Genomic DNA, 26775 nt, shown 5'->3' with positions numbered 1-26775 from the left:
CGGTCGGGCGTGCGAACCCCTCCCCCACGTTCTGTCACCGGCGGCCCGGTTTCAGGCGAACGGCAGGTACGCCATGTCCCGCCCGGAGACGGCGATCATCCCGTCCGGGCCGGTCGCGAAGATCTTCGCGTCGGTCTTCACGTCGGCGCGGACGGTGCCGTTCTTCAGCGTCAGGGCGGTGACCCGGCCGCGGCTGACCACGATCACCGCGTGCGGGGTGAGCGCCGCCTCGGTCTTCGCCCGCCCGGTGAGGGTCCAGACGGCCTTCTTGCGGCCGAGGGCGTACCCGCGCAGGGTGTCGTCCTTGCGGATGACGGCGTAGGTGTCGTCGACGGCGAGGACGTCCGACTCCTTGTCGCCGTACCAGAGGTTCCGCCCGTCGTTGCCGTTGATCAGGACTTCCCGCCCGTACGGGTCGACGCCGAGCAGCACGTTGTAGCCGCCCGCCGGGTCGTGTTCCTGAACGCAACCGGATCCGTTGTCGGCGGTCCGCAGGTTCAGCCCGTCGCGCTGCCACACCACCTGACCGCTCGGCGGGTCGGTGGCGACCACCCCGTAGTAGCAGGTGCCGTCGCGGGCGGTGCCGGTCACCGTGAGGACCCGGCCGCCGACCACCACGATCCGCTGTTCGCGGGTGGGCCGGACGGTCTGTGCCAGCCGTCCGGTGGCGGTGTCGACGACGCGGATCTGCCCGTCGTCGGGGAAGCCCAGCAGGCCGGGCATCGAGGGCGGCCCGGTGATGTCGTCGTCGACGGTGTCGGCGGTGAGGCGCCGGGTGTCGGGCAGGTCGGGGTTGGCGGCGTCGAGCACGAATCCGATGCTGCCGCTCTCCACCGACCACCGCCGGGTGTTCGTCTTCGGGTCCCAGGCCGTGATCCGGCAGTCGCCGCCGCCGGCACAGCTCAGGTCGACGATGGCCTCCCGGTAGGTCCACACCGCGGCGGCCGTGGTGTCCGACCGTTTGACGGCGCCGGTCGCCGGGTCCAGCACCTGGTATCCCTTGGTGAGCAGCCGGCCGGTCACGACCACCGCGTTGGCGCCCTTCCCGGCCATCGACGCCCAGTCCGCGTCGGAGGACCAGAGTTTGACTCCGGCGGTCAGCCCGTACGCCTCGATCGACGTCCGGTACTCCACGATCACCGAGTCGCCGGCGATGGCGACGCTCTGCGGGGTGCCGCCGAGTTGCTGCTGCCAGCGGGCGCCGGGGGCGACCGGTCCGCTGGTGGTGACCCAGGACCACAGCTGCGGGAACGGGTTCCACACGCCGGTCGCGGCGAGCACGGTGACGACGACCGTGGCGGCGACCAGCGTGAGTCCTTTCCAGGAACCGCCCGGTGAGGCCATTCGGGCAGGGTAATGACATCGATCCGCGGATGCGGAGAGCGAGGAATGTCCGTGTCGATCGGTTATGGCCTACTTGCCGCGTGGACCAGGGGCACCGTCCGGTACCGGATCAGCTCGGCCAGCGCGATGATCGTGTGCGCCCGGACGATGCCCTCGTACCCGACGATCTTGTCGATCACCCGCTGCAGGTCGGCGTTGGAGCGGGCCACGATCCGGCACAGGATGTCGCCGCTGCCGGTGATCGTGTGCGCCTCCAGCACCTCGGGGATCTCGGCGAGGTGCTCGGCGACCGCGTCGTGCCCGTACCGCTGGCTGATCTCCAGGGTCACGAAGCTCATCACCCCGAAGCCGATGGCGGCCGGTGCCACCTCCGGGCCGAAGCCGACGACCGCGCCCCGGGCGGTCAGCTTGTCGAGGCGGGCCTGCACCGTGCCCCGGGCCACCGCGAGCCGGCGGGAGAGCTCCAGCACCCCGATCCGCGGCTCCGCGCGCAGCAGGGCGATGAGGCGGGCGTCGAGATCGTCGAGCTGGACAGTCTGCTCCTCCATCCCCGGAACCTACCGGGACCGAGCGGGCGCAACAGCGGCGCGACGACCTGTGACACTGTGAACAGGCCCCGCGGATCGGTTCTCCGGCCCGCAGGGAACCGTCAGGCTGTCGTGGTAAAGGTTTGCGCATGAGTTCCCTTCCCGCGGGTTGGTACAAAGACCCGGCCGATACCAGCACCCAGCGTTACTGGGACGGTGAAGGCTGGCTGGGCAAGGCCATCCCGGCTGACGCCGTCCCGCCGGACGGCCCGCCCGCGGTCGAGGAGGAGGAGCCGCCCGCCGAGCCCGAACCGGTGGCCGCCGAGCCGGCGCCCGCCGCCCCACAGCCCTATGCGATGCCCCCGGGGCAGCCCACCGCGGTGGGCCCGCCGGCCGGCTGGGCGCCGCAGCCCCCGCCGCCCCCGGGCTGGCAGCCTCCGCCCGGATGGCAGCCCCCACCGGGCTGGCAGCCGCAGCCGGGCCAGCCGATGCACGCCTACCTCTATCCGATGCCGCAGGCCCAGCCGCACGGTTTCGCCCTGGCCGGCCTCGGTGCACGGTTCACCGCCCGGCTGATCGACATCCTGGTCGTGCTGGTGCTCAACATCGTGGTCAACGGCTGGTTCGTGTACGAGTACTGGCAGGACTTCCTGCCGATCCTGCACGAGTACATGGCCCAGATCGCCGCGGGCAACCAGTCGCCGGTCGTCGAGCCCACCTCCCGGATGCAGACGCTCAGCGTGGCGATACTGCTGGTCACCACGCTGCTCTGGCTGGCCTACGAAGCACCGTCGATCGGCGGCCGGGGTCAGACCCTGGGCAAGCGGATGCTCGGTATCAAGGTGATGGGCGTGGAGAGCACCAAGCCGATCGGTTTCGGTCGCGCGTTCTCCCGCTGGGCCGGCCTCGGCATGTGGACCCTGTTCTGGTGGTGCGGGATCGGCCTGGTGGTGCAGTTCTTCGGGGCGCTCTCGCCCGCATTCGACCCGCGCCTGCGGCAGGCGTGGCACGACAAGTCAGCCGCCACCGTCGTCGTCGCCGTCCCGCGCCACGCATCAACCACCGTCGAGCCCGCACCGAGCGGCGACGCCCCTGGAGGATCGAAGTGACCCGCCTGACCCGCCCCGACCTGGACGCACTCCCGAACTACGTGCCCGGGCGCAACGTCGCCGACCTGGCCCGCGAACTGGGCATCGCCGAGGCGGTCAAACTGGCCAGCAACGAGGTGCCGTTCGGCCCGCTGCCCGGGGTGGTCGAGGCGATCACCGAGGCGGCCGCGAGCGTGCACCGCTACCCGGACATGGGCGTGACCCTGCTGCGGGAGGAGATCGCGTCCCGGTTCGGGGTGGACGCGGACCGGGTGGTCACCGGCTGCGGGTCGGTGGCGCTGGCCGAGATCCTGGCGAAGGCGACCTGTCTGCCGGGCGACGAGATCGTCTACTCGTGGCGGTCCTTCGAGGCGTACCCGATCATCGCCGCGGGTGGCGGCGCGGTGAGCGTGCGGGTGCCGAACACCGCGGCGCACGGTCACGACCTGACCGCGATGGCCGAGGCGATCACCGACCGGACCCGGATGGTGCTGGTCTGCAACCCGAACAACCCGACCGGCACCAGCCTGCGCAAGGCCGAGATCGACCGGTTCCTGGACGCGGTACCCTCCGACGTGCTGGTGGTGCTCGACGAGGCGTACCGGGAGTTCGTCGACGACCCGGCCGTGCCGGACGCGTTGGAGACCTACGGCGACCGGCCCAACGTGGTCGTGCTGCGCACGATGAGCAAGGCGTGGGGGCTGGCCGGCCTGCGGATGGGTTATCTCGTCGCGCAGCCCGAGGTCGCGGCCACCATCCGCAAGGTCGTGACGCCGTTCTCCACCAACACCCTGGCGCAGGCCGCGGCGATCGCCGCCCTGGGCCGGCAGGAGGAGGTACGCCGCCGCTGCGCGATCGTGGTGTCCGAGCGGAAGCGGGTCACCGAGGCGCTGCGCGCGCTCGCCGTCGAGGTGCCGGACAGCCAGGCCAACTTCGTCTGGTTGCCGCTCGGCGACCGGACCGCCGCGTTCGCGACGGCGTGTGAGAACCGTGGCGTGATCGTGCGGGGCTTCCACCCGGACGGCGTCCGCGTCACGATCGGCACCCCCGAGGAGAACGACCTGTTCCTGGCCGCCGCCGAGGCCGCTCTCAAGGAGTGATCTGAGCCTCCTCCTCGGCCCGGTGGTGGTCCTCGGCGCTGATCCGGTGCGGGAAGACCGCCGGCGAGAAGACCACCAGCAGTGTCGCGACCAGTGCCAGCCCGGCCGCCAGCAGCGGCAGCGTGCCGAGTCGTTGCGCGCTCACCAGCCGCTCGCCGATGAACGCGCCGCCGCCGATGCCGATCTGGAAGGCCACCACGTACACCGCGGAGGCCGCGTCCCGGGCGGCCGGGGCCACCCGCAGCACCGCCGCTGCCAGAAATACCGGCACGGCGGTGAAGGCGCCGCCCCACAGCAGCGTCGCGACCACGGTCGGGACTCCTCCGAGCACCGGTGCGAGCAGCCCCACGGCCAGCGTGATGATCGCGAGCAGGCCGATCAGGATCGGTCCCGGGCGCCGGTCGACGAAGCGTCCGACCACGAAGTTGGCGATCAGTCCGACCGCGCCGTACCCGAGCAGCAGCGCGCTCAGCCCGGCGCCGTCGAGACCGGCGTCGCGGCGTACCAGCGGCGCGATGTAGGTGTAGGCCGCGAAGTGCCCGATCACCAGGGTCGCGGTGATCAGGCAGAGCCGGGCCACCCGGCCGTTGCGCAGGATCCGGACCGCGTCGCGCAGCTGCTGTCCGGTGCTCGTTCCCAGGTCGCGGGGCAGCGCCGGTAGTTTGGGCAGGACCAGGACGAGCAGCAGCACGCCGATCGCGCCGGCCGCCGCGAACATCCCGACCGCCGTACGCCATCCCAGCCACTGCCCGACCGCGGTGCCCAGTGGCACGCCGAGCACGATGGCCAGCGAGTTGCCGAGGAAGACCAGCGCGGTCGCGCGGCCGGCCTGTCCCGGTGGCGCCAGGCGTGCGGTGATCGGCCCGATCACCGACCAGAACACCCCGTGTGCGAGCGCGCAGAGCAGCCGGGAGAGGGTGAGCACGGTGAAGTTCGGGGCGAGGGCCGCGGCGGTCTGCGACACGGCGAACACCGCTACCGTGACGGCGATCAGCAGGTGCCGGGGCACCCGCATGGTGAGCGCCGTGAGTGGGATGGTGCTCACGGCGGCGACGACGGCATAACTGGTGAGCAGCAGACCGACCTGCGCCTCGGGGACGCCGAGGTCGGCGGAGATCTCGGGCAGCAGCCCGACGGGGAGGGTTTCGGCGGTGACGTAGCAGAACGAGGATGCGCCGAGGACGACGAGCGCCGGGCGGTTGAGTCTCACCACCGCAGAATAAGCTCTGATAAAGAGCATAAAAAGGGAGAGGAAATGTGACGACGCGCTCCACCGAACTCCTGCGAGTGGTGCACAGCCGTCCCGGCGTCACCCGCGCCGACGCGGCCCGCCTCCTCGGCGTCGGCACCGGCGCGGCCACCGAGCTGGTCACCAAGCTCAGCAAGGCCGAACTGCTGGCCCAGGCCCCGGCCGCGCCCAGCGGCACCCGCGGACGCCCGACCACCGTGCTCCTGCCGCACCCGGGCGGCCCGCTCGTGCTGGCCGCCGCGATCACCCACGAGTCGTGGCGGATCGACGTGGTCGAACTGGGCGGCACCACCGCCGCCTCCCGCACGGGACGACACGCGGGCTCCGACTGGCCCGCCGTGCGCACGGCGGTCGCGGCCGCGATCCAAGACCTCCTGCGGGGGTACGCGCACCGCCCGCGCGCCATCGGCGTCTCGGTTCCCGGCACCGTCCGTTCGCTGCGACTGCAGGCCGCCAACGCCGGCTGGCACGACGCCGACCTGACCGAACTCTGGCCCGGCGCCGAGGTCTTCGTGGCCGGCAACGACGCCACCCTGGCCGCCGCCGCCGAGTCGCACCGCGGCGCCGCCGCCCAGGCCACGGTCGCGCTGCACCTGCGGATCGACGCCGGACTCGGCGGCGCGGTCGTCGAGCACGGCCGCCCGGTGATCGGCGCCCACGGCGCGGCCGGCGAGTTCGGCCACATGCCGTTCGGCGACCCGGCGGTCCCGTGCCCCTGCGGCGCGCACGGCTGCTGGGGCTCGGCCGTCGACGGCACCGCCCTGGCCCGCCATCTGGGCGACCCGACTCCGCGCGACCCGGTCACCTACGCGCGTCGCGTCATCGCCGTCGCCCGGACCGCCGTCGCCCGGACCGCCGTCGCCCACACCGCCGGCACCCGTGACTCCATCACCCGCGCCCCTGGAACAGCGAACGCCGAAGCCACGAGCGCCGACCGGCCGGACCGCTCCACCCGGTCCCGTCAGGACCTCGCCGGACTCCCGCCACCGGACCCCACGGATGCCCTGGACGCGGTACGCGCCGCCGGGACAGCCCTGGGCCGCGGCATGGCGGGTCTCGTCAACGCCCTCGACGTGGACCTGATCACGCTGGGCGGCCTCGGCGCGGACCTGCTCGACACGGTCCCGGAGCAGATCCACGACGCCTACCGGCGCGGCCTCATGATGATCCACCGGGACACGCCACCGCCGGTGCTCCGGGCCACCCTCGCCGACGAGGACGGCCCGGTGGCCGGCGCCGCCGAGGAGGCCTGGGCCGCCCTGCTCCCCACACTGACCTGAGGCCGGGAGGGAATCAGAGAGACGCGATGATCACGGTGTCCAGGGTCAGGTAGTAGACCGGGGACTCCGGATCGTCCGGCGCGTTCGGCAGCAGACGCTCCATCGCCAGGTGGTCCCCGGACAGCCGGAACGCCCCCGGCTTCCACAGAATGCCCTCGTCGTCGACGGCGAGGGCGAACGAGCCGCTCGCGGAGCCGGTCCGCGGGTCCACGCTGATCACGGTGTTGTCCCTGGTCAACAGGACCACCCGCTTCTGCGCCGTGCCGAGCACCCGGGTCAGGCCGGTCCACGACGTCCACAGTTCGGCGCCGTCCGCGTCCTGGGCGACCACCCGGTCCTCCAGGGCCGTGACGATCACCCCGGCGGCCACCGTCGCGCCCGGGGCGTCCAGGGCGACGGCGCGCTGCGGCGGCAGGCTCGTACCGGCGAGCCAGCCCTGACCGGCGGCGTCCCGGAACCCGGCGCAGTTCGAGCTCTCCGAGTCGCAGCCGACCGGCGTCCACGGTCCGGACGGCCACGTGGTGATCGCGGCACCGGTGACCCCGTCGTAGACGCTCGCCTCGCACACGTACGCACCACCGGCCGTGGTGAAGCCGCCGGCACACGAGGACGTCGTCGAGGCCTGCCACCGCGGTGTCCCGGTGCTCACGTCGTACCCCGCAAGGGTTTGATCGTCGCTCGCCAGCACCGCGCCCGCGGCGAGTCGCAGACCCGGCGGCGCCCACACCACCGACGCTCCGGTGCGGTGCCCGGTGTATCCCGGACCGGCCGGACCGTCCTGCCGCCAGGCGATCTCCCCGGTCCGCGCGTCGATCGCCACCAACTCGCCGTCCGACCAGCGGGTGACGACCGTCGTGCCGCTCGCCACCACCCCGCTCAGCTGTTGCGGCCAGCGGCGCAACGACCAGCGGGCGGTGTACTGCGTCCGCCCGTCGACCGGGCCGTCGGCCTTGACCTGGTGTTTCGCGGCATAGACGCGGATCCTGCCGTCAACGATCAGCGGCGCGACCGGGGTGTGCCCGGTAGCACCGGGTGACCGCACGGCCAGCTCCGGATAGGGCGTGGTGGCGACCGCCAACACCTCGGTCGGCGCGATCACCCGCCAGCCGATCAGGCCACTCACCAGGAGAAGAACAACGGACGCGAGGGTTCTCAGCAGCATCCGGGTCACGGCCGGAAGTATTCCAGGTCAGTCTGGGACGGCCCCCGCGCCGTCACTCATAGCCGCCGTTGACCAACCCGAGCCGGACCAGTTCGGTGAGCGGCTCGACCACGTTGGCCGCGCCGAACCCGGTGAACAGCGGCCGGGGATCGTCGCGCCGGACCCGGGCCGGTTCGACCAGCGGCACCGGGTGGGTGGCCGCCAGCGCCTCGGCCACCTCGGCGACCTCGCCGCCCTCGGCCGCGAGCACCGACGCGATCAGGATGTTGAGGAAGCCGTGGTGGGTGAAGCCGGTCTCCGGGTCGGTGTGCCGGGTGGCGTGCCGCAGACCGGCCGCCAGCCGGAACGACAGGCCCCGGTCCCGGCAGGCGCAGATCACCGCGGCCAGCTCGACCGGGGTCGGGAAGAGCTCCGCGGCCAGCCCGCCGACCCGGAACTTCGGCGCGATCGACAGCCCGGCGTCGCGGGCCTCGGCCACCGAGTCCAGGGCGGCCAGCAGTCCCCAGCTCAGCGGGATCTCGGCGTAGACGCGCAGACCGGGGTGGGCGGCCGCGAACGAGCCGAGCGCGGCGATGCCGGGCTGCGGGTCCTCGCCACGGCGGGCCACCGCCGCCTCGACGTGCCCGATCGCCACCCCGGCGGCGGTCAGCTTGTCCACGATGGCCGGCAGCACGGCGGCCGGCACGTCGCCGATCAGGCCGGCCGAGAGCCGGGGCGCCGGCTCGGCGCCGACGATCGAGGCGGGCAGCAGCAGCGCGCCCAGCAGATCCGAGTACCACGACGCGGTGTGCTCGTGGAACTTCAGCACCGCGTCGGCGAGGCCGATCGGGCTGGGCGGGAGCAGGGACGCGTCATCGACCAGCCCGGCATAGAGCGGAGGCACCATCGTTGACACGAACCCGAACCTAATGGACGCTGCGAGAAACGGACAACCAAGTCCGCTATGTCGCTTTCCAATCTGGTGGAGGCAACGATGCCTTACTACCGCAGCGTCGGCGAGGTGCCCCACAAACGGCACACGCAGTTCCGGCGCCCCGACGGAGGCCTGTACGCCGAGGAACTGATGGGCCAGGAGGGCTTCTCCTCCGACTCGTCGCTGCTCTATCACCGACATCCCCCCACCGCGATCGTCACGGCCGAGGTACACGAACCACCGGCCGTCCGGCAGACCGCCAACCACCCGCTCAAACCCCGCCACCTGCGCACCCACAAGCTCGACGCCGGACCCGCGGACGCGGTGCTCGGCCGCCGCCCGCTGCTCGCCAACAGCGACGTCCGGATCGGGTACGCCGTAGCCGACCGCCCCTCCCCGCTCTACCGCAACGCCGTCGGCGACGAATGCCTGTACGTCGAGGACGGCACCGTCACCGTCGAGACCACCTTCGGCGAACTGCGGGCCGGCCCCGGCGACTACGTGATCGTCCCGACGTCGGTGGTGCACAGGATCGTCCCGCACGGCACCGCCCGGCTCCTGACCGTGGAGGCGACCGGCCACATCGGCCCGCCCAAGCGTTACCTGTCGTCGCGGGGCCAGTTCCTGGAACACGCGCCGTACTGCGAACGCGACATCCGCGGCCCCGGCGAACCGTTCACCGCGGACGGCACCGACGTCGAGGTGCTGGTCCGGCACCGGGCCGGCTGGACCCGGCACGTCTACGCCCACCACCCGTTCGACGTGGTCGGCTGGGACGGCTGCCTGTACCCGTGGATCTTCTCGATCCACGACTTCGAGCCGATCACCGGACGGGTGCACCAGCCACCGCCGGTGCACCAGACGTTCGAGGGGCCGAACTTCGTGATCTGCTCGTTCGTCCCGCGCAAGGTCGACTACCACCCGTTGGCGATCCCGGTGCCGTACAACCACCACAACGTCGACTCCGACGAGGTGATCTTCTATACCGGCGGGAACTACGAGGCCCGCCGCGGCTCCGGGATCGAACAGGGGTCGATCTCGCTGCACCCGTCCGGTTTCACACACGGCCCGCAGCCCGGGGCGGTGGAGAGGGCCCTCGGCGTGGAGGCCTTCGACGAACTGGCCGTCATGGTCGACACGTTCCGGCCGCTCGACCTCTGCGAGCCGGCCCTGGGCGTCGAGGACAGCGGTTACGCCTGGACCTGGAACCGCGCCTAGGAAGAGGTCCTCTCCCGCTGCTGACCGGCCTCCGCCGGTCAGCAGCTCCCGCCGCCGGTCAGCGGCTTCCGCCGGCCAGCAGCTCCCGCCGTCGGTCAGCGGCGGGAGAGGACCGCCAGCAACTCGGCGACCGCCGCCGCCACCATCGCCGCGATCAACGTCGGCAGGCCGCCCACCACCGCGTAGGCCAGCAGGAACAGCGGCGCCATGAACAACAGGTAGGCCGAGACAGCCAACCGGATGTTCCCGGCCCGCAGCCGGGCCAGCACCACACCGACCGGCTCGGGCAGCCGGCTGCGCAGCCAGAAGAGCACCGCGACGAACACCAGCACGCCGATCAGACCCGCCCACGCCCGGGAGATGCCCGGACTGATCTGGGTCATCGCCGCGGTCAGCACCGCCGCGATCAACGTGCCACCCGCGCCGAACTGCACCGTCTCCCGCAGACCCTCAGCCGCCTCGTCCGAGACGTCCAGGACCGGGCGCGTCGGTCGCGCAATCCTGGCGTACGCGTCCTTCGCGTGAGTTTCCTTCTCGGTGTACGCGTCGAAGCCCGGTCCCGCGGCCGGCGGCTCCGCGCTCGGACTCCCGGCCGGCGGCTCCCCATCCGGGCCGGTGGCCGCGGCCGGCGCGTCGAGCGAAGCCTCCTCGGCCAGCGACTCCAGGGCCTGCGCCCACCGGCGGCGCTCCAGCCGGACGATCCCCACGTCCTGCCCCGCGTCGCCGATCGCCGCATCGAGTTCGAGCGCCTCGCCGTACGCCCGCTGCGCCAGGTCGAACAACCGCAGACGGGCGGCGACGACCGCCAGCACCAGGTGGGCCTCGGCCTCCTTCGGCGCCACCCGGACACCGTTCCAGGCGGCGTTCAGCGCCTCCTGCCCGTTGCGGGACTCACTCAGCAGGGCGGCTCCGGTGCGCTGCGCGTAAGCATCGTCGGGCCACCGGGCCAGGATCTCCCCGGCGTCACGGGCGGCATCCGCGTAACGCCGGATGTCGATCAGCGCCATCGCCCGGACCACCAGCGCGGTGAGCGCCGGCGGCTGAACCGTGGCGGCCCGGTCCGCGGCGGCGAACGCCTCGGCCGGTTGATCCGCGGCGAGGTGGATGCGGGCCAGGGTGGCGAGCAGCGCGGTCTCCTGCGGTGCGCTGCTCAGACCGGCGGCGATCTCGTCGGCCGCCTCGTCGTAGCGACCGAGATCGGCGAGCAGCAGGGCTCGTTGCCGGTGTTCCTCCGGCGTGGTGTCAGGCTCCAAGGGGGCGGGCACGTGCCGAGCGTAAGCGCTCTACCTGGAGATGACGTGAGTCGGGGTGAGGCGGCACACCACGCGCACCGTCCCCGGGGCGTCACTGGTCCACGGCTCGTTCGCGTACTTGTAACTCAGCTCGCCGATCAGATCACCCTCGTCGTCACAGAGCGCGACCACGCCCTCCACGGTGAAGTACGAGTACGGCTGCGCCGGGTCGTATCCGCAGATCGAGACCCGCGGCTCCCGTTCCATGTTCAGCGTCTTCCGGCGCCCCCGGATCGTCGAGAACACGACATGGTCGCCGTCCCGTTTGACCCAGATCGGCGTCGACTGCGGGCTGCCGTCCGCGTTGATCGTCGTCAGCACCACATACGTGGGGTTGTCGATCAGTTTCCGGGCGACATCCGGCAGGGCGACGGTCATGGCAGCGATCATGCCCGATACCGCCCGTGCCCTCCCCGTGACGCTGAACACCACACCGCCACAACCACCGCAAACTGCCGCAGACCCCACACGCGCTCATCCCGGCGGGGTAGCCCACCACCTGCTCAGGTGGCCGGATAGACCAGTGCGGTGGCGATCCCGGCCAGCCCCTCGGCACGGCCGGTCAGTCCCAGCCCGTCGGTCGTGGTGCCGGCCACCGTCACCGGCGCGCCGACCGCCTCGGAGAGCACCTTCTCCGCCTCGTCCCGCCGTTTGCCGATCTTGGGGCGTACCCCGACCACCTGCACCGACACGTTGCCGATCGCGAATCCGGCCTCCCGAACCCGGCGGGCCGTCTCGGTGAGCAGCGCCACCCCGGAGGCTCCGGCCCACTCCGGCCGGCTGGTCCCGTAGTTGCTGCCGAGATCGCCCAGCCCCGAAGCCGACAGCAGCGCGTCACAGGCGGCGTGGGCGGCCACATCCGCATCGGAGTGCCCGGCGAGACCCGGCTCACCCGGCCAGTGCAGTCCCGCCACCCAGCAGGGCCGAGAAGCGTCGAACGCATGGACATCGGTCCCGATACCAACCCGCGGAATGATCACCCCAAAAGCCTAGACACGTTCCGCGGTCAGGGCGCGAAGCCCATCCACGTGGTGTGCCCGATCAGACGGCAGCGACAGGACCCGGGACGACAGCAGAGCCGACCACCGCTGAATCCAGCCGCGGCAGGTCCGAGAAGGTCGGGCGAGATCAGGTCCGAGACGGTCAGGCGGGGGCGGTCAGGCGCGAGACGGTCAGACGGGGGCGTCGGGATCCGGGTGGGACAACAGGTAGCCGGCCACCACCAGGTCCAGGGGTCTGGTGATCTTCAGGGCCAGGTCAGAGCCGGGGACGCAGAGGACCGGGTGGCCGAGTTTCTCGACGGCGCCCGCGTCGTCGGTGTGGGCGTCGGCCGCGGCGGCGTGGGCGGCACGCAGGACGGGGGCGCGGAAACCCTGCGGGGTCTGGACGGCGCGCAGCACCGAACGGTCCACGGTGCCGAGCACCGTGCCGTCGGGGGCGGCTTCTTTGATCGTGTCGACCACGGGGAGGGTCGGGATGACCGCGTCGGCGCCGTCCCGGACGGCGGCGGCGACCCGTTCGAACAACGACACCGGAGCCAGGCAGCGGGCGGCGTCGTGCACCAGCACCACACCGATGTCGTCGGGCACCACGGCGAGCGCGGCCGCGACCGACTCCTGCCGTTCGGCACCGCCGGCCACGACGGTGACCGGGGCGATCCGGTCGAGCAGAGCGCGCACGTCATCGACACCGGCCGGCGGGGCGGCCACCACGATCATGCGAACCGAGGGCGCCGCGGCGATCCGGCGGATCGCGTGGACCAGAAGGGGCTCGCCATCGAGCAGGCGGAGCGCCTTGGGAGCGCCGGGCCCGAGTCGCAGGCCGGCGCCGGCAGCAGGAACGACGACCGCGACGTCACCGCGAGCATTGAGCATCGCGGTCACATCGCGGTCGTCGGTCACCGTTTGAAGAGGGATGGCGTCGGGTGATCAGGCCTCGGTGAGGACCTTGTCGAGCAGAACCTCAGCCTCGTCCTTGGTGCTCTTCTCAGCGAGGGCCACCTCACCGACCAGGATGTCGCGCGCCTTGGCAAGCATCCGCTTCTCGCCCGCCGACAGGCCACGCTCACGCTCACGACGCCAGAGGTCACGAACGACCTCGGCAACCTTCAGCGGGTTGCCGGAAGCGAGCTTCTCGAGGTTGGCCTTGTAACGCCGCGACCAGTTGGTCGGCTCCTCGGTGTGCGGAGCGCGGAGGACGTCGAAGACCTTGCCGAGGCCTTCCTCGCCGACCACTTCGCGCACGCCGACTTCTTCGGCATTCTCAGCGGGCACCCGAACCGTCAGATCGCCCTGGGCGACACGCAGAACGAGATACTGCCTTTCAACGCCCTTGATGACCCTAGTCTCGATTGCCTCGATGAGTGCGGCCCCGTGGTGGGGGTAAACAACGGTCTCGCCGACACTGAAAACCATAGGTTCGAAACCCCTTTCGCTGTGTCTAGGGTAACACGCCCAGGCGCCCGTGTCTCGCCCTGACGGTCACTGTTAGTGCAGCTCAGGGGCCCTGTGACGGGGCTTTCTACCGCTTGACAGCGACGCGAGAAGCTGCCTTCGTAACGCAATGTGACTGGTTAGTCACGACCCCTGCTAACGAGTCGGAAATTCCGGACCTGTTGGCTTTGTGAGATCAAGCTTATCGCTAATGTCCGCAACAGCGCACCACTGGCGATGCGGCCCCCCGTGCGGGAGGCTGGACGGGAGTTCCCCGACCGAAGCAGGATCTGGTCGGCCAGGGGGGAGGTTGAGTCATGGCTGGCGTGAGCGACAACAACGGCAGGCCGCCCGGGGGCGGTGCGCCCGACGACCTTCCCGATCTCCCCGAGGAGTGGGGGGTCATCGTCATACCGGACGACCTCTCCGCGCTCGCCGACGAGGTCGAGGCGGTTCGTGCCGAGCTGAACACGGCCGAGCCCACCACCCGGTGGCAGCGCGTGCTGCGGCGCCCGGCGGTCCGGCGTCTCCGGCGGATCGGCAGGTTCGCCGTGCGCACCCCCGCTTTGATCATCTCGGTGGCGGTGATGGTGACGGTGGCCAGCCTGTTCGCCTCGGCCTGGCCCGGACCCGCCCGCCAGCCCGCCACCCAGCGCACCTCCGGCACGGTCGACGAGCCGACCACCGGCGCGCTGCCCGCCACCGACCTGGTCGGCGCCGACGGACAGAGCGTCTCGATCCGTGGGCACCTCCCCGCGGTCGTGCTGCTCACCGACGGCTGCGACTGCGGTGCCCTGATCGCCGACACGATCAGTGCCGTCTCCGCGGAGACGGCCGTCCTGGTCGTTACGGTCAGCGCCGTCTCCGCCAGTCCGTCCGTCCTGCGACCACCGGCCCAGACGCCCCGGGCCGACGGCAAGAGCGTCACCTTCCTGCTCGACCAGACCGCCGGACTGCGCCGCCATCTGCGCCTCGGCACCCCGGACGGCACCGCCGCGGTGATCCTGGTGAACAGCTCCGGCGACATCATCCGCACTTGGCAACGAACCGCCTCGGTCGAGGACATCCGCCCCGACCTGGCCCGGCTCTGAGCTGGGGAGCGCCACACCGCGTGACCAGCCGTCAGACCCCACCGGCGGCGTGTGACGACCCCGGCGATCCGGCCGCGTACGACAACTGGGGCAATCGCGCAGGACAGCCCCAGTAATAAAGCCTCGACTGATATCCGGAAAATCAGCCGAGAGACCGCTCCAGCTTGTATCGGAAGATCACCGGCCCGGCGTCGTCCACCGCGATCCGCAGGTGCAGTTCGTCGGCGAGACCGAGGCTGAACATCTCCGGCGTGCGGTCGCCCGAGCAGGCCAGCCCGCGGCCCGACTCGTTCTCCGCCAGGCTCACCCGGACCCGGCTGCCCTCGGCGCCCGCGCAGACCACCGACACGGTGAAGTCGCCGCCGCCGACATCGGCCACCTCCTCGTGGCTGGTGCCGGCGGCGAGCGCCACGCTCGCCGCCATCTCCTGCCGCCCGGTGTCCGGCAACAGCTGCTCGGCGGAGCCCCGCCATTCGGCCACCCGCGCGTCGGTCGCCGGCCGCGGCGCCGCGCGTATCCACCACACCACGGCCGCCACCAGGATCAGCGCGGCGGTCGTGTGCAGCACCAGTCCTCGTCCCCGTTCGCCGTTCACGCTGTGAGAGTAGAGGCCTCCAGGAGAGTGACATAGAGCGTGAGTCCCGGGCCGAACGCGAGCATCAGGATGCGCCGCGGCGGCAACTGTCGTTTACGCAGCGCATCCAGCACCAACAACACAGTGGGTGAGGAGCAGTTGCCGTAGGCGGACAGCACCCCGCGGGAGGCCTCGAGCGCGTCGTCGTCCAGGCCCAGTTGTTCCTGGACGACGTCGAGGATGCGCGGACCGCCCGGGTGCACGGCCCAGCCGTCGATCGCGTCCACGGTCAGGCCGTGCCGGGCGAGCACGTCGTCGACCAGTCCGCGGACGTGCGCCGCCAGCACGGCGGGCACCTCGGCGGACAGGCCCATCCGGAACCCCAGGTCGGTGACTTCCCAGGTCATGTGGTCGGCGGTCGTCGTGTCGGTGACGGCGGCGACCTCACGCACGGCGTACCCCGCAAGGGCCTGGTCCCGGGGTGTGAGGACGACGGCGACCGCCGCGTCCGAGAAGAGGGCGTGCGACACGATCTGCTGGATGTCGGTGCGGTCCGCCGGGGGCTGCAGGTGCAGGCTGGTCAGTTCGGCGCAGAGCAGCAGCGCGGGTCGGCCGCGGGCGGTCACGTAGTCGGAGGTGGCGCCGAGTCCCGGCAACGCCGCGTAACAACCCATGTGCCCGACGAAGAGGCGTTGCACCGTCGGTGACATCCCGAGGTCCCGGGCCAGGAGGATGTCCAGGCCCGGGGTGGCGTAGCCGGTGCACGAGCAGACCGCGAAAAGACCCACATCGCCCGCGCTCAGCCCGGACGTCTCCAGAGCCCGGCTGACCGCGGCCTTGCCGAGCGGGATCGCCTCGGTCTGGTAACGGCGCATCCGGCGTTCGGTCGACCAGTTCGCGACGTCCTCCACCAGTGGGCTGACCGCGGCCTGCCGGGTCCGCACCCCGGAATTCTCGAAGATCCGCCGGGCGATGCGGCGTTGCGCCCCGGTGTACCGCCGGGCGAAGTAGCCGTCCCAGACCTCGGCCTGTGCCGTCGCGGGCGGCAGCGCCACGCCCATCCCACTGATCACCGCTGCCATGACCGGCCTCTCACCATCGGGGTGTGACGCCACCGGCGTCCGGGTCGCCGCCGAGAGCCTCCACGCCCAGCCAGTCCGCGCAGACGTCGCTGGTCGCGGGTTGCAGGGAGCCGGCCCGGGCGTCGCGGTAGAGCCGTTCCAGCTGGTTACCGCGGCGCATCGCCGAGGTGCCCGCCGCCTCCAGCATCGACGCGGCGACCTCGGCCGCGGTGGTTCCGGCGAGGAGTTTCGCCCGCCACACCCAGCGTTTCGTCTCGGCGTCGCCGGGTTTCTCGTCCACCCGGCGGGCGGCTTCCCGGACGGCGAGGTGCGCGGCCTCCACCGCCGCGTCGGCGCGACCGATCCGGGTGCGTACCGACGGCAGGTGGGTCAGGCCGCGTTCGGTGAGGTGGGCGACGGCGGCATCCACCGCCGCGCGGGCCACCCCGACGTAGACCGCCGCGTAACTGGCCACCATCCAGTGCGGCGCCAGTTGCGCCACCATCAGCGCCAGGCCCTCCACCCCGCCCAGGAGCGCGGCCGGCGGGACGGTGACGTCGATGTGCAGATCGTGCGAGCCGGTGGCGCGCATCCCGAGGGAGTCCCAGGTCTCCTCGACGCGCAGGCCCGGACCGGCCGGGACCAGGAACTGCGAGACCTGGGCGGGGTCGTCCTCGGCGCGGGCGGCGATCAGGTACGCGTCCGCGTGCCCCGCCCCCGAGCAGAACGTCTTGGCGCCGGCGATCCGGTACCCGTCCTCGGTCCGCCGGTACGTGGTGCTGATCTCGGACAGGCGGGAGCCGGCGCCGCGTTCGCTCATCGCGACCGCGTACCAGCTGCCCGCGGCGGCCGCCTTGAGGTGTTCGTCGCGGGCGGCCAGGGCCTCGTGCGGGAGTCCCAGGGTCTCGGCCATCCGGTCGCTGACCCCGACCAGGGCACCGGTGACCGAGGCGTGCATGTTGAAGACCAGCGCCGTGGCGCCGTTGCCGCGGGCCAGCTCGTAGGCGACGTCGGCGTACTCGGCGAAGCCGGCCCCGCCGCCGCCGAGCGTGGACGGCACGGTCAGTCCGAAGAACCCGGACGTGCGCAGGTCGGCGAAGTCCTCGACGGGGAACGTGCCGTCACGGTCGGTGGCGGCGGCGCGGGCGGCGAAGCGGGGGGCGAGTCTGCGGGCCTCATCAAGCATGAACCTCTCCTACCAAGCGGGAGTCCGGCGTGCGGCCGGCTTCGCGGCCGATGCCCTGATAGAGGACAACCGTGGAGAGCGTCGGAACAAGGCGACCACCACCGGGGGTACGCCGGAACGCGGGCCGCCGGAACAGGCCGGGAGGGGACATGCGGTCGAGCCTCGCATGAGATCACCCCACCCGCCACACCGGCGGTCACGCGACAAGCACTCAACGTGATCAAGTTGGCCCGTCCGGAACCCGGCGCGGCGGTCACCCTCGCCACCACGCTGCCGGCCTGCCGCCGGCCCTCAACGGCCGATCGACCTGATCACGGCGCCGGATGCCCGGGTAGGCGCACGCCGCCGATCGCCGCCCATTACGCTGATCTAACACCTTGGTGTCTCTATTTGGAGGATCGTGATGCGCTCGCTGCGAACCCGTCGCGCCGGCCTGGTCGCGGGTGCCGCCACGGTCGCTGCCCTGATCTCCGGCTGTTCAGCCGGTCAGGTCGCGGAAACCGCCATCCTGGACACGCCGATCGCCGGCGTGGACTCGGAGAGCGCCGACGGCAGTGTCCTGGTCCGCAACCTCCAGGTGGAGTACAACGGGATCGAGGGCTACGAGGCCGGCGAGAACGCCCCGCTGGAGCTCAGCCTCTACAACCAGACCGCCGAGGCGATCACCGTCACGATCACCAGCCAGGCGCCGGACCGCGCCCAGGTGGTCGCCGCCGACAAGGTCGGTTTCGTCGGTGCGGCGAGCCCGTCCGTGTCCGCGTCACCGTCGGAGAGCGCCTCCCCGTCGCCGTCCGGGGGTGCTTCGGCCTCCCCGTCGGCGAGCGAGAGCGAGTCCGCCGACCCGGAGACCTCGGACTCCGCGTCCCCGTCGGCCGAGCCCAGCGAGAGCGCCGCTCCGTCGGTCACCGCCGCCAGCATCAAGGTCGAGGCGATGAGCACCGCGCTGTTCCGTCCGAGTGACGCCAGCCCGCTGCAGGTCGTCGGCCTGTCCGAGCCGCTGAAGCCGGGCACCGCGGTCAACCTGGTCTTCGCGTTCAGCAACGGCGCCCCCGAGCTCGTGCTGCAGGCGCCGGTCGCCAGCCCGCTGACCCCGGCCTCCCGCGGTGCGGCCGAGGCCGTCGAGGGCTCCGAGTCGGAGCACTGAGCCCGAGCGCTCGGCCCGAGCACTGAGTTTCAAGCCCCGATCTTCAAGCCCCGAGTCGGAACGCCGGCCCGGGGCGCTGAGCTCGACCGCCGCGGGGCACCGGACCGGATTGTCGGACCGGCGAGCTAGCTTGTCGGTGTGACGTCCTCGAAGACCGCCAAGGCGCCCCGGCCCGCATACCTCTGCGACGCCTGTGGCCACCAGCCACCGAAATGGCTCGGCCGCTGCCCCGAGTGCGGCGAGTGGGGTTCGGTCGTCGAGTCCACCGTGAGCGTGCCGCTGGCCTCCGGCCGGGTGGTCAGCTCACGGATGCCGGCCGAGCCGGCCCGCCCGATCGCCCAGATCAGCGCCGCCCCCGCCCAGGCGGTGGCCACCGGTGTCGGTGAGCTCGACCGGGTGCTCGGCGGTGGCCTGGTCCCCGGTTCGGTGGTGCTGCTGGCCGGCGAGCCCGGTGTCGGCAAGTCCACGCTGCTGCTCGACGTCGCCCATCAGTGGACCAAGCACGCGGGCACCCCGTCGCTGGTGGTCAGCGGTGAGGAGTCGGTCAGCCAGGTCCGGTTGCGGGCCGAGCGGCTGGGTGCGCTGAGCGACCGCCTCTTCCTCGCCGCGGAGAACGATCTGGGCACGGTCATCGGCCACCTCGACGCGGTCAAGCCGGGCCTGCTCATCCTCGACTCGGTGCAGACCGTGTCGGCGCCCGGCACCGAAGGCGTCCCCGGCGGCGTCACCCAGGTCCGCGCGGTGACCGCCGCCCTGGTCGCGATCGCCAAGGAGCGCGGCATCGCCACCGTCCTGGTGGGTCACGTCACCAAGGACGGCCAGGTCGCCGGCCCCCGGGTGCTGGAGCACCTGGTCGACGTGGTGCTGCACTTCGAGGGCGACAAGCACTCCTCGCTGCGCCTGGTCCGCGGGGTGAAGAACCGGTTCGGCGCGGCCGACGAGGTGGGCTGTTTCGAGATGCACGAGGGCGGCATCACCAGCCTGCCCGACCCGTCCGGCCTCTTCCTCACCCGCTATCTCGAGCCGGTGCCGGGCACCTGCGTCACCGTGGCGATGGAGGGCCGGCGCGCCCTGGTCACCGAGGTGCAGGCGCTGATCGGGGCCGAGGTGCAGGGTTCGCCCCGGCGCACCGTCTCCGGGCTGGACAGCGCCCGCCTCGCCATGGTCCTGGCGGTGCTGGAGCGGCGCACCAAGCAGCTCAAGCTCTACAACCGGGAGGTCTTCGCGGCCACCGTGGGCGGCATCCGGCTGACCGAGCCGTCGGCCGACCTGGCGATGGCCCTGGCGGTCGCGTCCGGCGGTCTCGACCTGGCGATGGCACCGACCCTGGTGGCGATCGGCGAGGTCGGCCTGACCGGTGAGATCCGCCGGGTCGGCGCGGTGGGCCGGCGGATGGCCGAGGCGGCACGGCTCGGTTTCAAGGTCGCGCTCGTCCCGCCGGGCTGCGGCTCCGACGGCGAGGCCGGCGCGCCCAAGGGCATGGAGGTGATCGAGGTCGGTGATCTCCGGTCGGCGCTGCAGAGCGCGGCGCGCGCCTCGGCAGCCCACGGCACGCGGTGACTGATGGTCACGAATCATCACGCTACGGAGCATTCATCGAACCATGCCTCGTTGACGTGGATAACAGTCCGTAGAATGTCCAGGTGCCGCTCGACCGCGATGCTTCCCGACCCGCCGCAGCCAGTTCCACGCCGCGCCCCGGCGTCAACGGCGCGGGTCATCGCGCGATGACCCCGCCGACCGGCTCCGGACTCAGCGGGAGCGCCAGTGATCCGCTGCGCGCCAACCTCGCCCTGATGGCTCCCGGCACGGCGCTGCGTGACGGCCTCGAACGCATTCTGCGTGGCCGCACCGGCGCGCTGATCGTTCTCGGTTACGACGCGGTGGTCGAGACCATCTGCACCGGCGGCTTCGCGCTCGACGTGGAGTTCTCCGCCACCCGGCTGCGTGAGCTGTGCAAGATGGACGGGGCGGTGGTGCTCTCCAGCGACGGCACCCGCATCGTCCGGGCCGCCGTGCACCTGATGCCCGACCCGTCGATCCCGTCCGAGGAGTCCGGCACCCGGCACCGCACCGCCGAGCGGGTGGCCAAGCAGTCCGGCTTCCCGGTGATCTCGGTGAGCCAGTCGATGCACATCATCGGCCTGTATGTGAACGGGCAGCGCCACGTCCTGGACGACTCGGCGGCGATCCTGTCCCGGGCCAACCAGGCGCTGGCCACCCTGGAGCGCTACAAACTGCGCCTCGACGAGGTGTCCGGCACCCTGTCCGCCCTGGAGATCGAGGATCTGGTCACGGTCCGGGACGCGGTCGCCGTGGTGCAGCGTCTCGAGATGGTCCGCCGGATCGCCGACGAGATCTCCGGTTACGTGGTGGAGCTCGGCACCGACGGCCGGCTGCTCGCCCTGCAGCTCGACGAGCTGATGGCCGGTGTCGACGCCGACCGCACCCTGGTCATCCGCGACTACCTGCCGACCGGCCGCAAGTCACGCACCCTCGACGAGGGCCTGGTCGAGCTGGACCTGCTCACCGCCACCGAGATGATCGACCTGATCGCGGTGGCCAAGGCGATCGGCTACGCCGGGGCCTCGGACGCGCTGGACTCGGCGGTGTCGCCGCGTGGGTTCCGGCTGCTCGCCAAGGTGCCCCGGCTCCCTCCGCAGATCGTCGACCGGCTGGTCGATCACTTCGGCAGCCTGCAGCGGCTGCTCGGCGCGACGGTGGAGGATCTGCAGGCGGTGGAGGGTGTCGGCGACGCCCGGGCCCGCGGGGTCCGGGAGGGCCTGTCCCGGCTGGCCGAGGCGTCGATCCTGGAGCGGTACGTCTAGGACCCGTTCCCCCGCCGGTGAGATGGGTCACTCCAGCTTCGGACAGTCGGGTTGAGGTAAGCCGCATAAGCCGCCAATCCGGCACGACTTCACCGACGACACGATCACCCTGCGTAGTCAACCCTTTCGGGTTCGCCCGACGGGGACCTACCGTTGCGGCCAGCCGCTCGTCGCGGCGTCCCGCAGGGGAGATTCTGATCCGGGCCGAGCAACTTATCGGTCACCGCATGACGGCCCGGGGAGTCAGTGGTGAGACCGCCCCCGACCCGACATCCGGGGGCCGATCTTGCGCTGGTTCACGCTCGCTCTCGGCGGCGCCGTCCTGGCCACCGCCGCCTTCACCGGTGCCGCATCCGCGGTGGGCTCGTCCCCGGACTGTGCCACCGCCGCCACCGCGACCTACCGGCACACGTTCGACGGGGCCGGCGGCACCGCCACGGTCACCGCCGAACAACCGCTCTGTGCGGGCCAGGAGCAGGCGTTCACGCTGGTGTCGTACACCGATCAGGGATCGGCCTACGACAGCGACCGGGTGTGGATCACGGCGGACCGGTCGACAGTCACCATGGAGGTCGCTGTGCCGGCCTGCCGCGCCCGGGTGGTCGGTTCGATCGGCGCGAAAGCCGGCGGCACGAGCCTGGACACGTACCGGGGCGGGACCGGCGACTGCACGGTCACCCCGGCCGTGAGCTTCGAGAGCTACTGCGACGGGGTGCTGCACATCCGGCTGGGCAACGGCACGGACGCGACGGTGGACGCGGTGTTCCAGGTCCGCGGGAAGACGGTCCGGGTCGCCCCGGGCGAGAGCACCGACCAGGTGTTCCGGACCACGGAACCGGTCGAGGTCCGGGACAGTTCCCCGGCCACCCACACCGGGGTCTGGGCCGATCCGGGGACCTGCCCGGCCTCCTGACGGGGGCCGGGCTCACGGTAGGCGTACTCAGAAGAGCTTTTGAACGTCGCCTTTCGGGCCGTCTCCGGCAAGGACGAAGTCCTCACCCAGCGATTCGACGAGACCGTCCTCGACCAGCCCGGACAGGGCGCGGGCGCGCTGCACCTCGTCGGTCCACACCATGTCCAGGCGCTGGCGCGGCACCGGGCCCTCGGTGTGCCGCAGCACCTCCAGCAGCAGCCCCCGCACCTGCCGGTCGGTCCCGGCGTAGCGCTGCGGCTTGCGGCTGGGGCCCTCCGGCAGCGGCTCGCCCTTCAACCGCCAGGCGCAGACCGTGTGGAACGGGCAGTCCACGCACTTGGGCGACCGGGCGGTGCAGACGATCGCGCCCAGCTCCATGAACGCGATGCTGGCGACCGCCGCGGTCTCGGCGTCCTCGGGCAGGAGCGCCTCCATCGCCACCAGGTCGGCGGTCGTGGTGGCCTGACCGGCGTCCGGTTTGCCCTCGACCACCCGGCACACCACGCGGCGCACGTTCGTGTCGACCACCGGATGCCGCTGGCGGTAGGCGAAGGTGGCCACCGCGCGGCCGGTGTACGTCCCCACCCCCGGCAACGCCAGCAGCTGGTCGAGGTCGTCCGGGACCCGCCCGTCGTGGCGTTCCACGATCGCGACCGCGCAGGCGTGCAGGCGCATCGCCCGCCGGGGGTAGCCGAGCCGCCCCCACATCCGGATCGCCTCCGACGGCGGATCCTCGGCGAGCGCGGCCGGATCGGGCCACCGCGTCATCCAGGATCTCCAGGCGGGTTCCACCCGGACGACGGGGGTCTGTTGCAGCATCACCTCGCTGACCAGGACCCCCCAAGGAGTGGTGTCGGGCTGCCGCCAGGGCAGATCCCGAGCGTTGGCGTGGTACCAGGCGATGGCGTCGTCGGCGAGAGTCATAGCAGGACTTACTGTAGGCGGGTGCATGAGCTAGCCATCACCGTCATCGGTCCGGACCGGACCGGCATCGTCGCCGACGTGGCCGAAGCCCTCGCGGGCGTCGGCGCGAACCTCACCGACTCGACGATGACCCGCCTGCGGGGCCATTTCGCGATGACCCTGGTCTGCAACGGCCCGACCGCCGAGGAGGTCGAGGGCGCGCTGGCCCCGATCACCACCGGCGGTCTGCTGGCCACGGTCCGCCGGGTCGAGCCCGAGTCGGACGGCAAGCCGGCCGGCGAGCCCTACCTCGTGAGCGTGCACGGCGCCGACCGTCTCGGCATCGTCGCCGCCGTGACCAGGGTGGTCGCCGCCGCGGGTGGCAACATCCTCGATCTCACCACCCGGCTGACCGGCCCGCTGTACGTGCTGGTCGCCGAGGTCGATCTGCCCGCCGGCGCCGGTGAGGAGCTGGCCGAGCGGCTCGCCGTGGCCGCCGCCGAGCTGGGCGTCGACGTGACGTTGCGGCGTTCCGATTCGGAGATCCTGTGAGCGACCCCGACCTCCAGTGGACCGGGCCCGAGGGCCGGGTCCTGCCCGTGGTCACCGCCCCGGCGAGTGTGCTGAGCACGGTCGGCGAGGAGGTCGACCCCACCGACCCGGCGATCGTGCAGCTGGCGGCGGACCTGGTTTCCACCATGCGGGTGTCACCGGGTTGTGTCGGTCTGGCCGCTCCGCAGGTTGGTGTCGGCGTGCAGATGTTCTCCCTGAACGTCGTCGGCCACCCGAAGACGGCCACCTCGCACGGCACGTTCGTGCTCTGCAACGCGAAGATCATCGAGGCGAGTCGCTGGCGTCCCGGACGCGAGGGCTGCATGTCGGTGCCCGACCTGACCGGCGACGTCAAACGGGCCGGCCGGATCGTGGTGGAGGCGGTCCTGCCGGGCAGCGGCGAGGCGGTCACCATCGCCACCGACGCGTTCGAGGCCCGCGCCCTGCAGCACGAGATCGATCACTGCGGCGGCAAGCTGTTCCTCGATCGGGTGGCCGGAGCACACGCCATCTACCAGCGCAAGGTCTACCTCTGACGGCAGTCTCTAACGAGCGAATCGCGAGTTGGTGTCGCATAACCGGCGCGTCGTGCACATGGCGCCGGGTATGCGGTCTACCGTGTGCGCATCATGCGTGCGACGGTTGGTCCCCTCTCAGCCTCTGTCTACTGGCGGCGGCGCGCGGTCGTTCTCGGCGCGGTGCTGCTCGGCGTCATCGTCCTCTTCGTGTCCTGCTCCGGCGGGGACGACAAGGATTCGGGCACCAAGAACGCGTCGACGCAATATCCGACGCCCGCACCGGCGTCGGCCTCACCGACCCCGTCCTTCCTGGACAGTGCGCCGGGCGCCGGTCCCGCGCTGCCCGACCCGGCCGATCTTCAGTCGGCGACGCCGGACGACAACGAGCTGCCGGCCGGCACCGACCCGACCGTCACGTTCGGCTCCACCGCGAGCGCCGGCTCCGGCACGGCCGCGCTGCCCGCCGACGGCACCTGCGCCGACTCCGAGCTGTCGGTGACGCCGATCCCGGCGGCCGCCGAGGTCAAGCGGGGCGTGCCGGTCGAGCTCCGCATCAAGGTCAAGAACGTCGGGACGCGGACCTGCAACCGCGACGTGGGCTCCGGCCCGCAGGAGCTCTACCTGGAGCAGGGCGCGCAGAAGTTCTGGTCGTCGGACAAGTGCAACCCGTCCGCCGACAGCGACCTGCGGTCCTTCGCCCCGGGTGCCGAGCGCGAGTACCAGGTCACCTGGAACGGCCGCCAGTCCACGCAGTGCGAGGGCACCACCCCGTCCGGTCCGGTCCCGGCCGCCGGGCAGTACGAACTGCGGTCCCGCCTCGGCACGATCATCAGCGAGCCGGTCACCCTGTCGATCGTCGCCTGACCGTCCCTTGGTCGCCGCACTCGAGCTCTACCTGGACGTAGACGCGACACGACGACTTCGTACCCTCTGGCGCGCGCTGGAGGCCGAAGGCATCCCGACCATGGGATCACTGCACCAGAAGCACCGGCCGCACATCTCGCTCGCCGCCGCCCACCGCCTCGACCCGCATGCGGTGGCGGACGCGCTCAGCGGCTTCCAGGTCGCCCGGGACCTGACGGTGAGCATGGACTTCGCCGGCCAGTTCGTCGGGCGGGTCCTCTGGCTGGGCGTCACGGTGACCGCCGAACTCCTGGACCATCACCGGGCCGTCCACGACCGTCTGACGGCCGGCGGCGTGGAGGTGTGGGAGCACTACCGGCCGGGCCGCTGGGTCCCGCACTGCACCGTGTCGTTGCGTGTCCCCAACCCGATGATGGCGCCGGCGATCCGTCGCTGTCTGGAGATCCTGCCCCTGCGTGCCACGGTGACCGGCGCCGCCCTGGCCGACCACGCCAACGACATCCTCCACCCGCTCTGAGACACGGTCAGGTCGCGGCGGCGCCCAGACGTGCGGCCGTCTCCGGTGGCAGCGGGTAGGGCCGCTCGGCCGGCAGCAGCGCTGCGGCGGCCGTCTCGTCCCCGGCGCCGAGGTGGTCGCGGATCGTCCGCACCAGCGGCGTCACGTCGGTGATCGACACCGTCCACTCGTCCACGTAGCGCGGCACCGCGGAACCGCCCAGCCCCAACTGCAGCGACCGGTACGGCAGCGCCCGCAACCGCAGGTCCCGTTCCGGATCCCACTGCACCCGGGTCGGTGCCCGTTTCAGGTCCCGCTGCCACGATGCCCGGTCACTGTGGAGACCGCGCACGTAGTGGCTCAGCGAGGCCCGTTCCAGCGCCCACTCGAACCCGTCGCGGGTGATCGTCACCGCCAGCACCCGTTCCTGGCCCGCCGCGGTGGCCCACGAGCAGCGGTACATCATCCACAGGAACGACGGCTTGATCCAGGTCATCCGGTCCCGTTTGAACGGCTCCACGAACCGTCCGGCGGCCACCGCCGGCGTTGCGATCGCCGTCGAGTAGGCCTGGTAGACGGTCACTGTTCGATCGTCGTAGTCGGCTCGTACTTCATGCATCCGCCGATGATCCGTCCGCGGCCTTGTCCGGGCCATCGATTTTGCCGCGCACTTCAGGCGAAATATCGGTCAACCGCTCCAATGAGTTGTTAGCGAAGAATCATGTGATATGCGGTATCGAACAGCAAGAACGGCCCGGACCGAAAGGTCCGGGCCGTTCTCGATGAAACCGTCCTACTCCTCGGTGTTACTGACCCCGAGGTCGGCCGGAACCGCATCCGGCACCGACACGCCACGGTCAGCCCCGCGGAAGACCAGCTTGGCCTTCTCGACCTTCTCCGGGTCGCCCTCGCAGTCGACCACGACGATCTGGCCGGGGCGCAGTTCGTTGAAGAGGATCTGCTCGGACAGGGTGTCCTCCAGCTCGCGCTGGATGGTCCGGCGCAGCGGGCGGGCGCCGAGGACCGGGTCGAAGCCCTTG

General features: G+C 71.8%; 28 protein-coding genes and 1 pseudogene. 13 read left to right on the top strand and 16 right to left on the bottom strand.

Features of this window, described 5'->3' with window-relative positions:
* Positions 1-51 precede the first annotated feature (51 nt).
* Together WH85_RS25330 and WH85_RS25325 are read right to left on the bottom strand one after the other, a co-directional pair.
* On the bottom strand, positions 52-1344 hold the full coding sequence (locus WH85_RS25330; RefSeq protein ID WP_052720787.1) for an outer membrane protein assembly factor BamB family protein: 1293 nt from the start codon (positions 1342-1344) through the stop codon (positions 52-54).
* A gap of 62 nt (positions 1345-1406) precedes the next feature.
* A complete protein-coding gene (locus tag WH85_RS25325) occupies positions 1407-1892 on the bottom strand; it encodes an Lrp/AsnC family transcriptional regulator (protein ID WP_045744498.1) in 486 nt (161 codons plus the stop codon).
* Positions 1893-2020: 128 nt separating this feature from the next.
* On the opposite strand from WH85_RS25325, the gene WH85_RS25320 reads away from it, so the two are divergent.
* Both WH85_RS25320 and hisC read left to right on the top strand, forming a co-directional pair.
* On the top strand, positions 2021-2980 hold the full coding sequence (locus tag WH85_RS25320) for an RDD family protein (protein ID WP_045744497.1): 960 nt from the start codon (positions 2021-2023) through the stop codon (positions 2978-2980).
* On the top strand, positions 2977-4059 hold the full coding sequence (hisC, locus tag WH85_RS25315) for a histidinol-phosphate transaminase (protein WP_045744496.1): 1083 nt from the start codon (positions 2977-2979) through the stop codon (positions 4057-4059). The genes WH85_RS25320 and hisC overlap by 4 nt, the downstream gene beginning before the upstream one ends.
* Here hisC and WH85_RS25310 read toward each other — a convergent pair.
* The gene (locus WH85_RS25310) at positions 4049-5269 is read right to left on the bottom strand and encodes an MFS transporter (protein WP_245674084.1); all 1221 of its coding nucleotides are present in this window, start codon (positions 5267-5269) and stop codon (positions 4049-4051) included. The two genes, hisC and WH85_RS25310, sit on opposite strands and share 11 nt — an antisense overlap.
* 47 nt (positions 5270-5316) lie before the next feature.
* Between WH85_RS25310 and WH85_RS25305 the strand changes: the two genes are divergently transcribed.
* The gene (locus WH85_RS25305) at positions 5317-6588 is read left to right on the top strand and encodes an ROK family protein (RefSeq protein ID WP_045744494.1); all 1272 of its coding nucleotides are present in this window, start codon (positions 5317-5319) and stop codon (positions 6586-6588) included.
* Between the two features lie 13 nt (positions 6589-6601).
* On the opposite strand, the gene WH85_RS25300 is transcribed toward WH85_RS25305, so the two are convergent.
* A complete protein-coding gene (locus WH85_RS25300) occupies positions 6602-7750 on the bottom strand; it encodes an outer membrane protein assembly factor BamB family protein (RefSeq protein ID WP_045744539.1) in 1149 nt (382 codons plus the stop codon).
* A gap of 52 nt (positions 7751-7802) precedes the next feature.
* Entirely contained in the window at positions 7803-8645 is an 843-nt protein-coding gene (locus WH85_RS25295) for a hypothetical protein (protein ID WP_211275438.1), read from the bottom strand.
* Positions 8646-8723: 78 nt separating this feature from the next.
* Here WH85_RS25295 and WH85_RS25290 point away from each other — a divergent pair, with 78 nt between their 5' ends.
* Positions 8724-9881: a homogentisate 1,2-dioxygenase gene (locus WH85_RS25290; RefSeq protein WP_045744493.1), complete on the top strand. Its 1158-nt coding sequence runs from the start codon at positions 8724-8726 to the stop codon at positions 9879-9881.
* Between the two features lie 95 nt (positions 9882-9976).
* Here WH85_RS25290 and WH85_RS25285 read toward each other — a convergent pair whose 3' ends face one another.
* From WH85_RS25285 to WH85_RS25265, 5 genes are all read right to left on the bottom strand, one after another.
* Entirely contained in the window at positions 9977-11146 is a 1170-nt protein-coding gene (locus tag WH85_RS25285; protein WP_045744492.1) for a tetratricopeptide repeat protein, read from the bottom strand.
* An 18-nt stretch (positions 11147-11164) separates the two neighbouring features.
* Positions 11165-11551: a PPOX class F420-dependent oxidoreductase gene (locus tag WH85_RS25280; protein WP_045744491.1), complete on the bottom strand. Its 387-nt coding sequence runs from the start codon at positions 11549-11551 to the stop codon at positions 11165-11167.
* Positions 11552-11676: 125 nt separating this feature from the next.
* Positions 11677-12153, bottom strand: coding sequence for a 2-C-methyl-D-erythritol 2,4-cyclodiphosphate synthase (ispF, locus tag WH85_RS25275; protein ID WP_045744490.1), 477 nt, complete (start codon positions 12151-12153; stop codon positions 11677-11679).
* A gap of 192 nt (positions 12154-12345) precedes the next feature.
* Entirely contained in the window at positions 12346-13056 is a 711-nt protein-coding gene (gene ispD / locus WH85_RS25270) for a 2-C-methyl-D-erythritol 4-phosphate cytidylyltransferase (RefSeq protein WP_045744537.1), read from the bottom strand.
* A gap of 45 nt (positions 13057-13101) precedes the next feature.
* Positions 13102-13587: a CarD family transcriptional regulator gene (locus WH85_RS25265; protein WP_014447856.1), complete on the bottom strand. Its 486-nt coding sequence runs from the start codon at positions 13585-13587 to the stop codon at positions 13102-13104.
* Positions 13588-13922: 335 nt separating this feature from the next.
* Here WH85_RS25265 and WH85_RS25260 point away from each other — a divergent pair, with 335 nt between their 5' ends.
* On the top strand, positions 13923-14696 hold the full coding sequence (locus tag WH85_RS25260) for a hypothetical protein (protein WP_045744489.1): 774 nt from the start codon (positions 13923-13925) through the stop codon (positions 14694-14696).
* 142 nt (positions 14697-14838) lie between these two features.
* On the opposite strand, the gene WH85_RS25255 is transcribed toward WH85_RS25260, so the two are convergent.
* From WH85_RS25255 to WH85_RS25245, 3 genes are read right to left on the bottom strand one after another with little or no spacing between them, the layout of a single operon-like run.
* On the bottom strand, positions 14839-15291 hold the full coding sequence (locus tag WH85_RS25255; protein WP_045744488.1) for a DUF6023 family protein: 453 nt from the start codon (positions 15289-15291) through the stop codon (positions 14839-14841).
* Positions 15288-16352, bottom strand: a complete 1065-nt coding sequence (locus WH85_RS25250) for a type III polyketide synthase (protein ID WP_045744487.1) — start codon at positions 16350-16352, stop codon at positions 15288-15290. The genes WH85_RS25255 and WH85_RS25250 overlap by 4 nt, the downstream gene beginning before the upstream one ends.
* A gap of 10 nt (positions 16353-16362) precedes the next feature.
* On the bottom strand, positions 16363-17517 hold the full coding sequence (locus tag WH85_RS25245) for an acyl-CoA dehydrogenase family protein (protein ID WP_045744486.1): 1155 nt from the start codon (positions 17515-17517) through the stop codon (positions 16363-16365).
* Positions 17518-17920: 403 nt separating this feature from the next.
* Here WH85_RS25245 and WH85_RS25240 point away from each other — a divergent pair, with 403 nt between their 5' ends.
* The 4 genes from WH85_RS25240 to WH85_RS25225 all read left to right on the top strand — a co-directional run bounded on the left by WH85_RS25240 (position 17921) and on the right by WH85_RS25225 (position 22402).
* Positions 17921-18661: a hypothetical protein gene (locus WH85_RS25240; protein ID WP_052720785.1), complete on the top strand. Its 741-nt coding sequence runs from the start codon at positions 17921-17923 to the stop codon at positions 18659-18661.
* 138 nt (positions 18662-18799) lie between these two features.
* Positions 18800-20221, top strand: coding sequence for a DNA repair protein RadA (radA, locus tag WH85_RS25235; RefSeq protein ID WP_045744484.1), 1422 nt, complete (start codon positions 18800-18802; stop codon positions 20219-20221).
* 167 nt (positions 20222-20388) lie between these two features.
* Positions 20389-21489, top strand: a complete 1101-nt coding sequence (disA, locus tag WH85_RS25230; protein ID WP_425394662.1) for a DNA integrity scanning diadenylate cyclase DisA — start codon at positions 20389-20391, stop codon at positions 21487-21489.
* 286 nt (positions 21490-21775) lie between these two features.
* The gene (locus tag WH85_RS25225) at positions 21776-22402 is read left to right on the top strand and encodes a hypothetical protein (RefSeq protein ID WP_045744482.1); all 627 of its coding nucleotides are present in this window, start codon (positions 21776-21778) and stop codon (positions 22400-22402) included.
* Between the two features lie 27 nt (positions 22403-22429).
* Here WH85_RS25225 and WH85_RS25220 read toward each other — a convergent pair whose 3' ends face one another.
* Positions 22430-23326, bottom strand: coding sequence for an HhH-GPD family protein (locus WH85_RS25220; RefSeq protein WP_045744481.1), 897 nt, complete (start codon positions 23324-23326; stop codon positions 22430-22432).
* Between the two features lie 21 nt (positions 23327-23347).
* Between WH85_RS25220 and WH85_RS25215 the strand changes: the two genes are divergently transcribed.
* The 4 genes from WH85_RS25215 to WH85_RS25200 all read left to right on the top strand — a co-directional run bounded on the left by WH85_RS25215 (position 23348) and on the right by WH85_RS25200 (position 25756).
* The gene (locus tag WH85_RS25215) at positions 23348-23857 is read left to right on the top strand and encodes a glycine cleavage system transcriptional repressor (protein WP_045744480.1); all 510 of its coding nucleotides are present in this window, start codon (positions 23348-23350) and stop codon (positions 23855-23857) included.
* A complete protein-coding gene (locus WH85_RS25210; protein WP_045744479.1) occupies positions 23854-24393 on the top strand; it encodes a peptide deformylase in 540 nt (179 codons plus the stop codon). The genes WH85_RS25215 and WH85_RS25210 overlap by 4 nt, the downstream gene beginning before the upstream one ends.
* Positions 24394-24486: 93 nt before the next feature.
* Positions 24487-25239 carry a hypothetical protein gene (locus tag WH85_RS25205; protein ID WP_045744478.1) on the top strand — a complete coding sequence of 251 codons (753 nt, stop codon included), beginning with the start codon at positions 24487-24489 and terminating at the stop codon, positions 25237-25239.
* A gap of 7 nt (positions 25240-25246) precedes the next feature.
* Positions 25247-25756: a 2'-5' RNA ligase family protein gene (locus tag WH85_RS25200; RefSeq protein WP_045744477.1), complete on the top strand. Its 510-nt coding sequence runs from the start codon at positions 25247-25249 to the stop codon at positions 25754-25756.
* Positions 25757-25763: 7 nt separating this feature from the next.
* On the opposite strand, the gene WH85_RS25195 is transcribed toward WH85_RS25200, so the two are convergent.
* Both WH85_RS25195 and WH85_RS25190 read right to left on the bottom strand, forming a co-directional pair.
* Positions 25764-26354: a DUF4291 domain-containing protein gene (locus WH85_RS25195; protein WP_045744476.1), complete on the bottom strand. Its 591-nt coding sequence runs from the start codon at positions 26352-26354 to the stop codon at positions 25764-25766.
* Between the two features lie 174 nt (positions 26355-26528).
* A pseudogene (locus tag WH85_RS25190) lies at positions 26529-26775 on the bottom strand (ATP-dependent Clp protease ATP-binding subunit ClpC); the annotation flags it as partial.

Source organism: Actinoplanes rectilineatus, from assembly GCF_000962825.1.
Taxonomy (GTDB): domain Bacteria; phylum Actinomycetota; class Actinomycetes; order Mycobacteriales; family Micromonosporaceae; genus Actinoplanes; species Actinoplanes rectilineatus.
Note: the sequence above shows the minus strand (reverse complement) of the source record. Positions and strands in the feature narration are given on the sequence as shown.

What these genes read in the sequence shown, in the direction of transcription:
- WH85_RS25330 (WP_052720787.1), bottom strand. Translation starts at nt 1,344, where the DNA reads ATGGCCTCACCGGGCGGTTCCTGGAAAGGACTCACGCTGGTCGCCGCC.
- WH85_RS25325 (WP_045744498.1), bottom strand. Translation starts at nt 1,892, where the DNA reads ATGGAGGAGCAGACTGTCCAGCTCGACGATCTCGACGCCCGCCTCATC.
- WH85_RS25320 (WP_045744497.1), top strand. Translation starts at nt 2,021, where the DNA reads ATGAGTTCCCTTCCCGCGGGTTGGTACAAAGACCCGGCCGATACCAGC.
- WH85_RS25300 (WP_045744539.1), bottom strand. Translation starts at nt 7,750, where the DNA reads ATGCTGCTGAGAACCCTCGCGTCCGTTGTTCTTCTCCTGGTGAGTGGC.
- WH85_RS25290 (WP_045744493.1), top strand. Translation starts at nt 8,724, where the DNA reads ATGCCTTACTACCGCAGCGTCGGCGAGGTGCCCCACAAACGGCACACG.
- WH85_RS25280 (WP_045744491.1), bottom strand. Translation starts at nt 11,551, where the DNA reads ATGACCGTCGCCCTGCCGGATGTCGCCCGGAAACTGATCGACAACCCC.
- WH85_RS25265 (WP_014447856.1), bottom strand. Translation starts at nt 13,587, where the DNA reads ATGGTTTTCAGTGTCGGCGAGACCGTTGTTTACCCCCACCACGGGGCC.
- WH85_RS25260 (WP_045744489.1), top strand. Translation starts at nt 13,923, where the DNA reads ATGGCTGGCGTGAGCGACAACAACGGCAGGCCGCCCGGGGGCGGTGCG.
- WH85_RS25250 (WP_045744487.1), bottom strand. Translation starts at nt 16,352, where the DNA reads ATGGCAGCGGTGATCAGTGGGATGGGCGTGGCGCTGCCGCCCGCGACG.
- WH85_RS25245 (WP_045744486.1), bottom strand. Translation starts at nt 17,517, where the DNA reads ATGCTTGATGAGGCCCGCAGACTCGCCCCCCGCTTCGCCGCCCGCGCC.
- WH85_RS25240 (WP_052720785.1), top strand. Translation starts at nt 17,921, where the DNA reads ATGCGCTCGCTGCGAACCCGTCGCGCCGGCCTGGTCGCGGGTGCCGCC.
- disA (WP_425394662.1), top strand. Translation starts at nt 20,389, where the DNA reads ATGACCCCGCCGACCGGCTCCGGACTCAGCGGGAGCGCCAGTGATCCG.
- WH85_RS25220 (WP_045744481.1), bottom strand. Translation starts at nt 23,326, where the DNA reads ATGACTCTCGCCGACGACGCCATCGCCTGGTACCACGCCAACGCTCGG.
- WH85_RS25205 (WP_045744478.1), top strand. Translation starts at nt 24,487, where the DNA reads ATGCGTGCGACGGTTGGTCCCCTCTCAGCCTCTGTCTACTGGCGGCGG.
- WH85_RS25195 (WP_045744476.1), bottom strand. Translation starts at nt 26,354, where the DNA reads ATGCATGAAGTACGAGCCGACTACGACGATCGAACAGTGACCGTCTAC.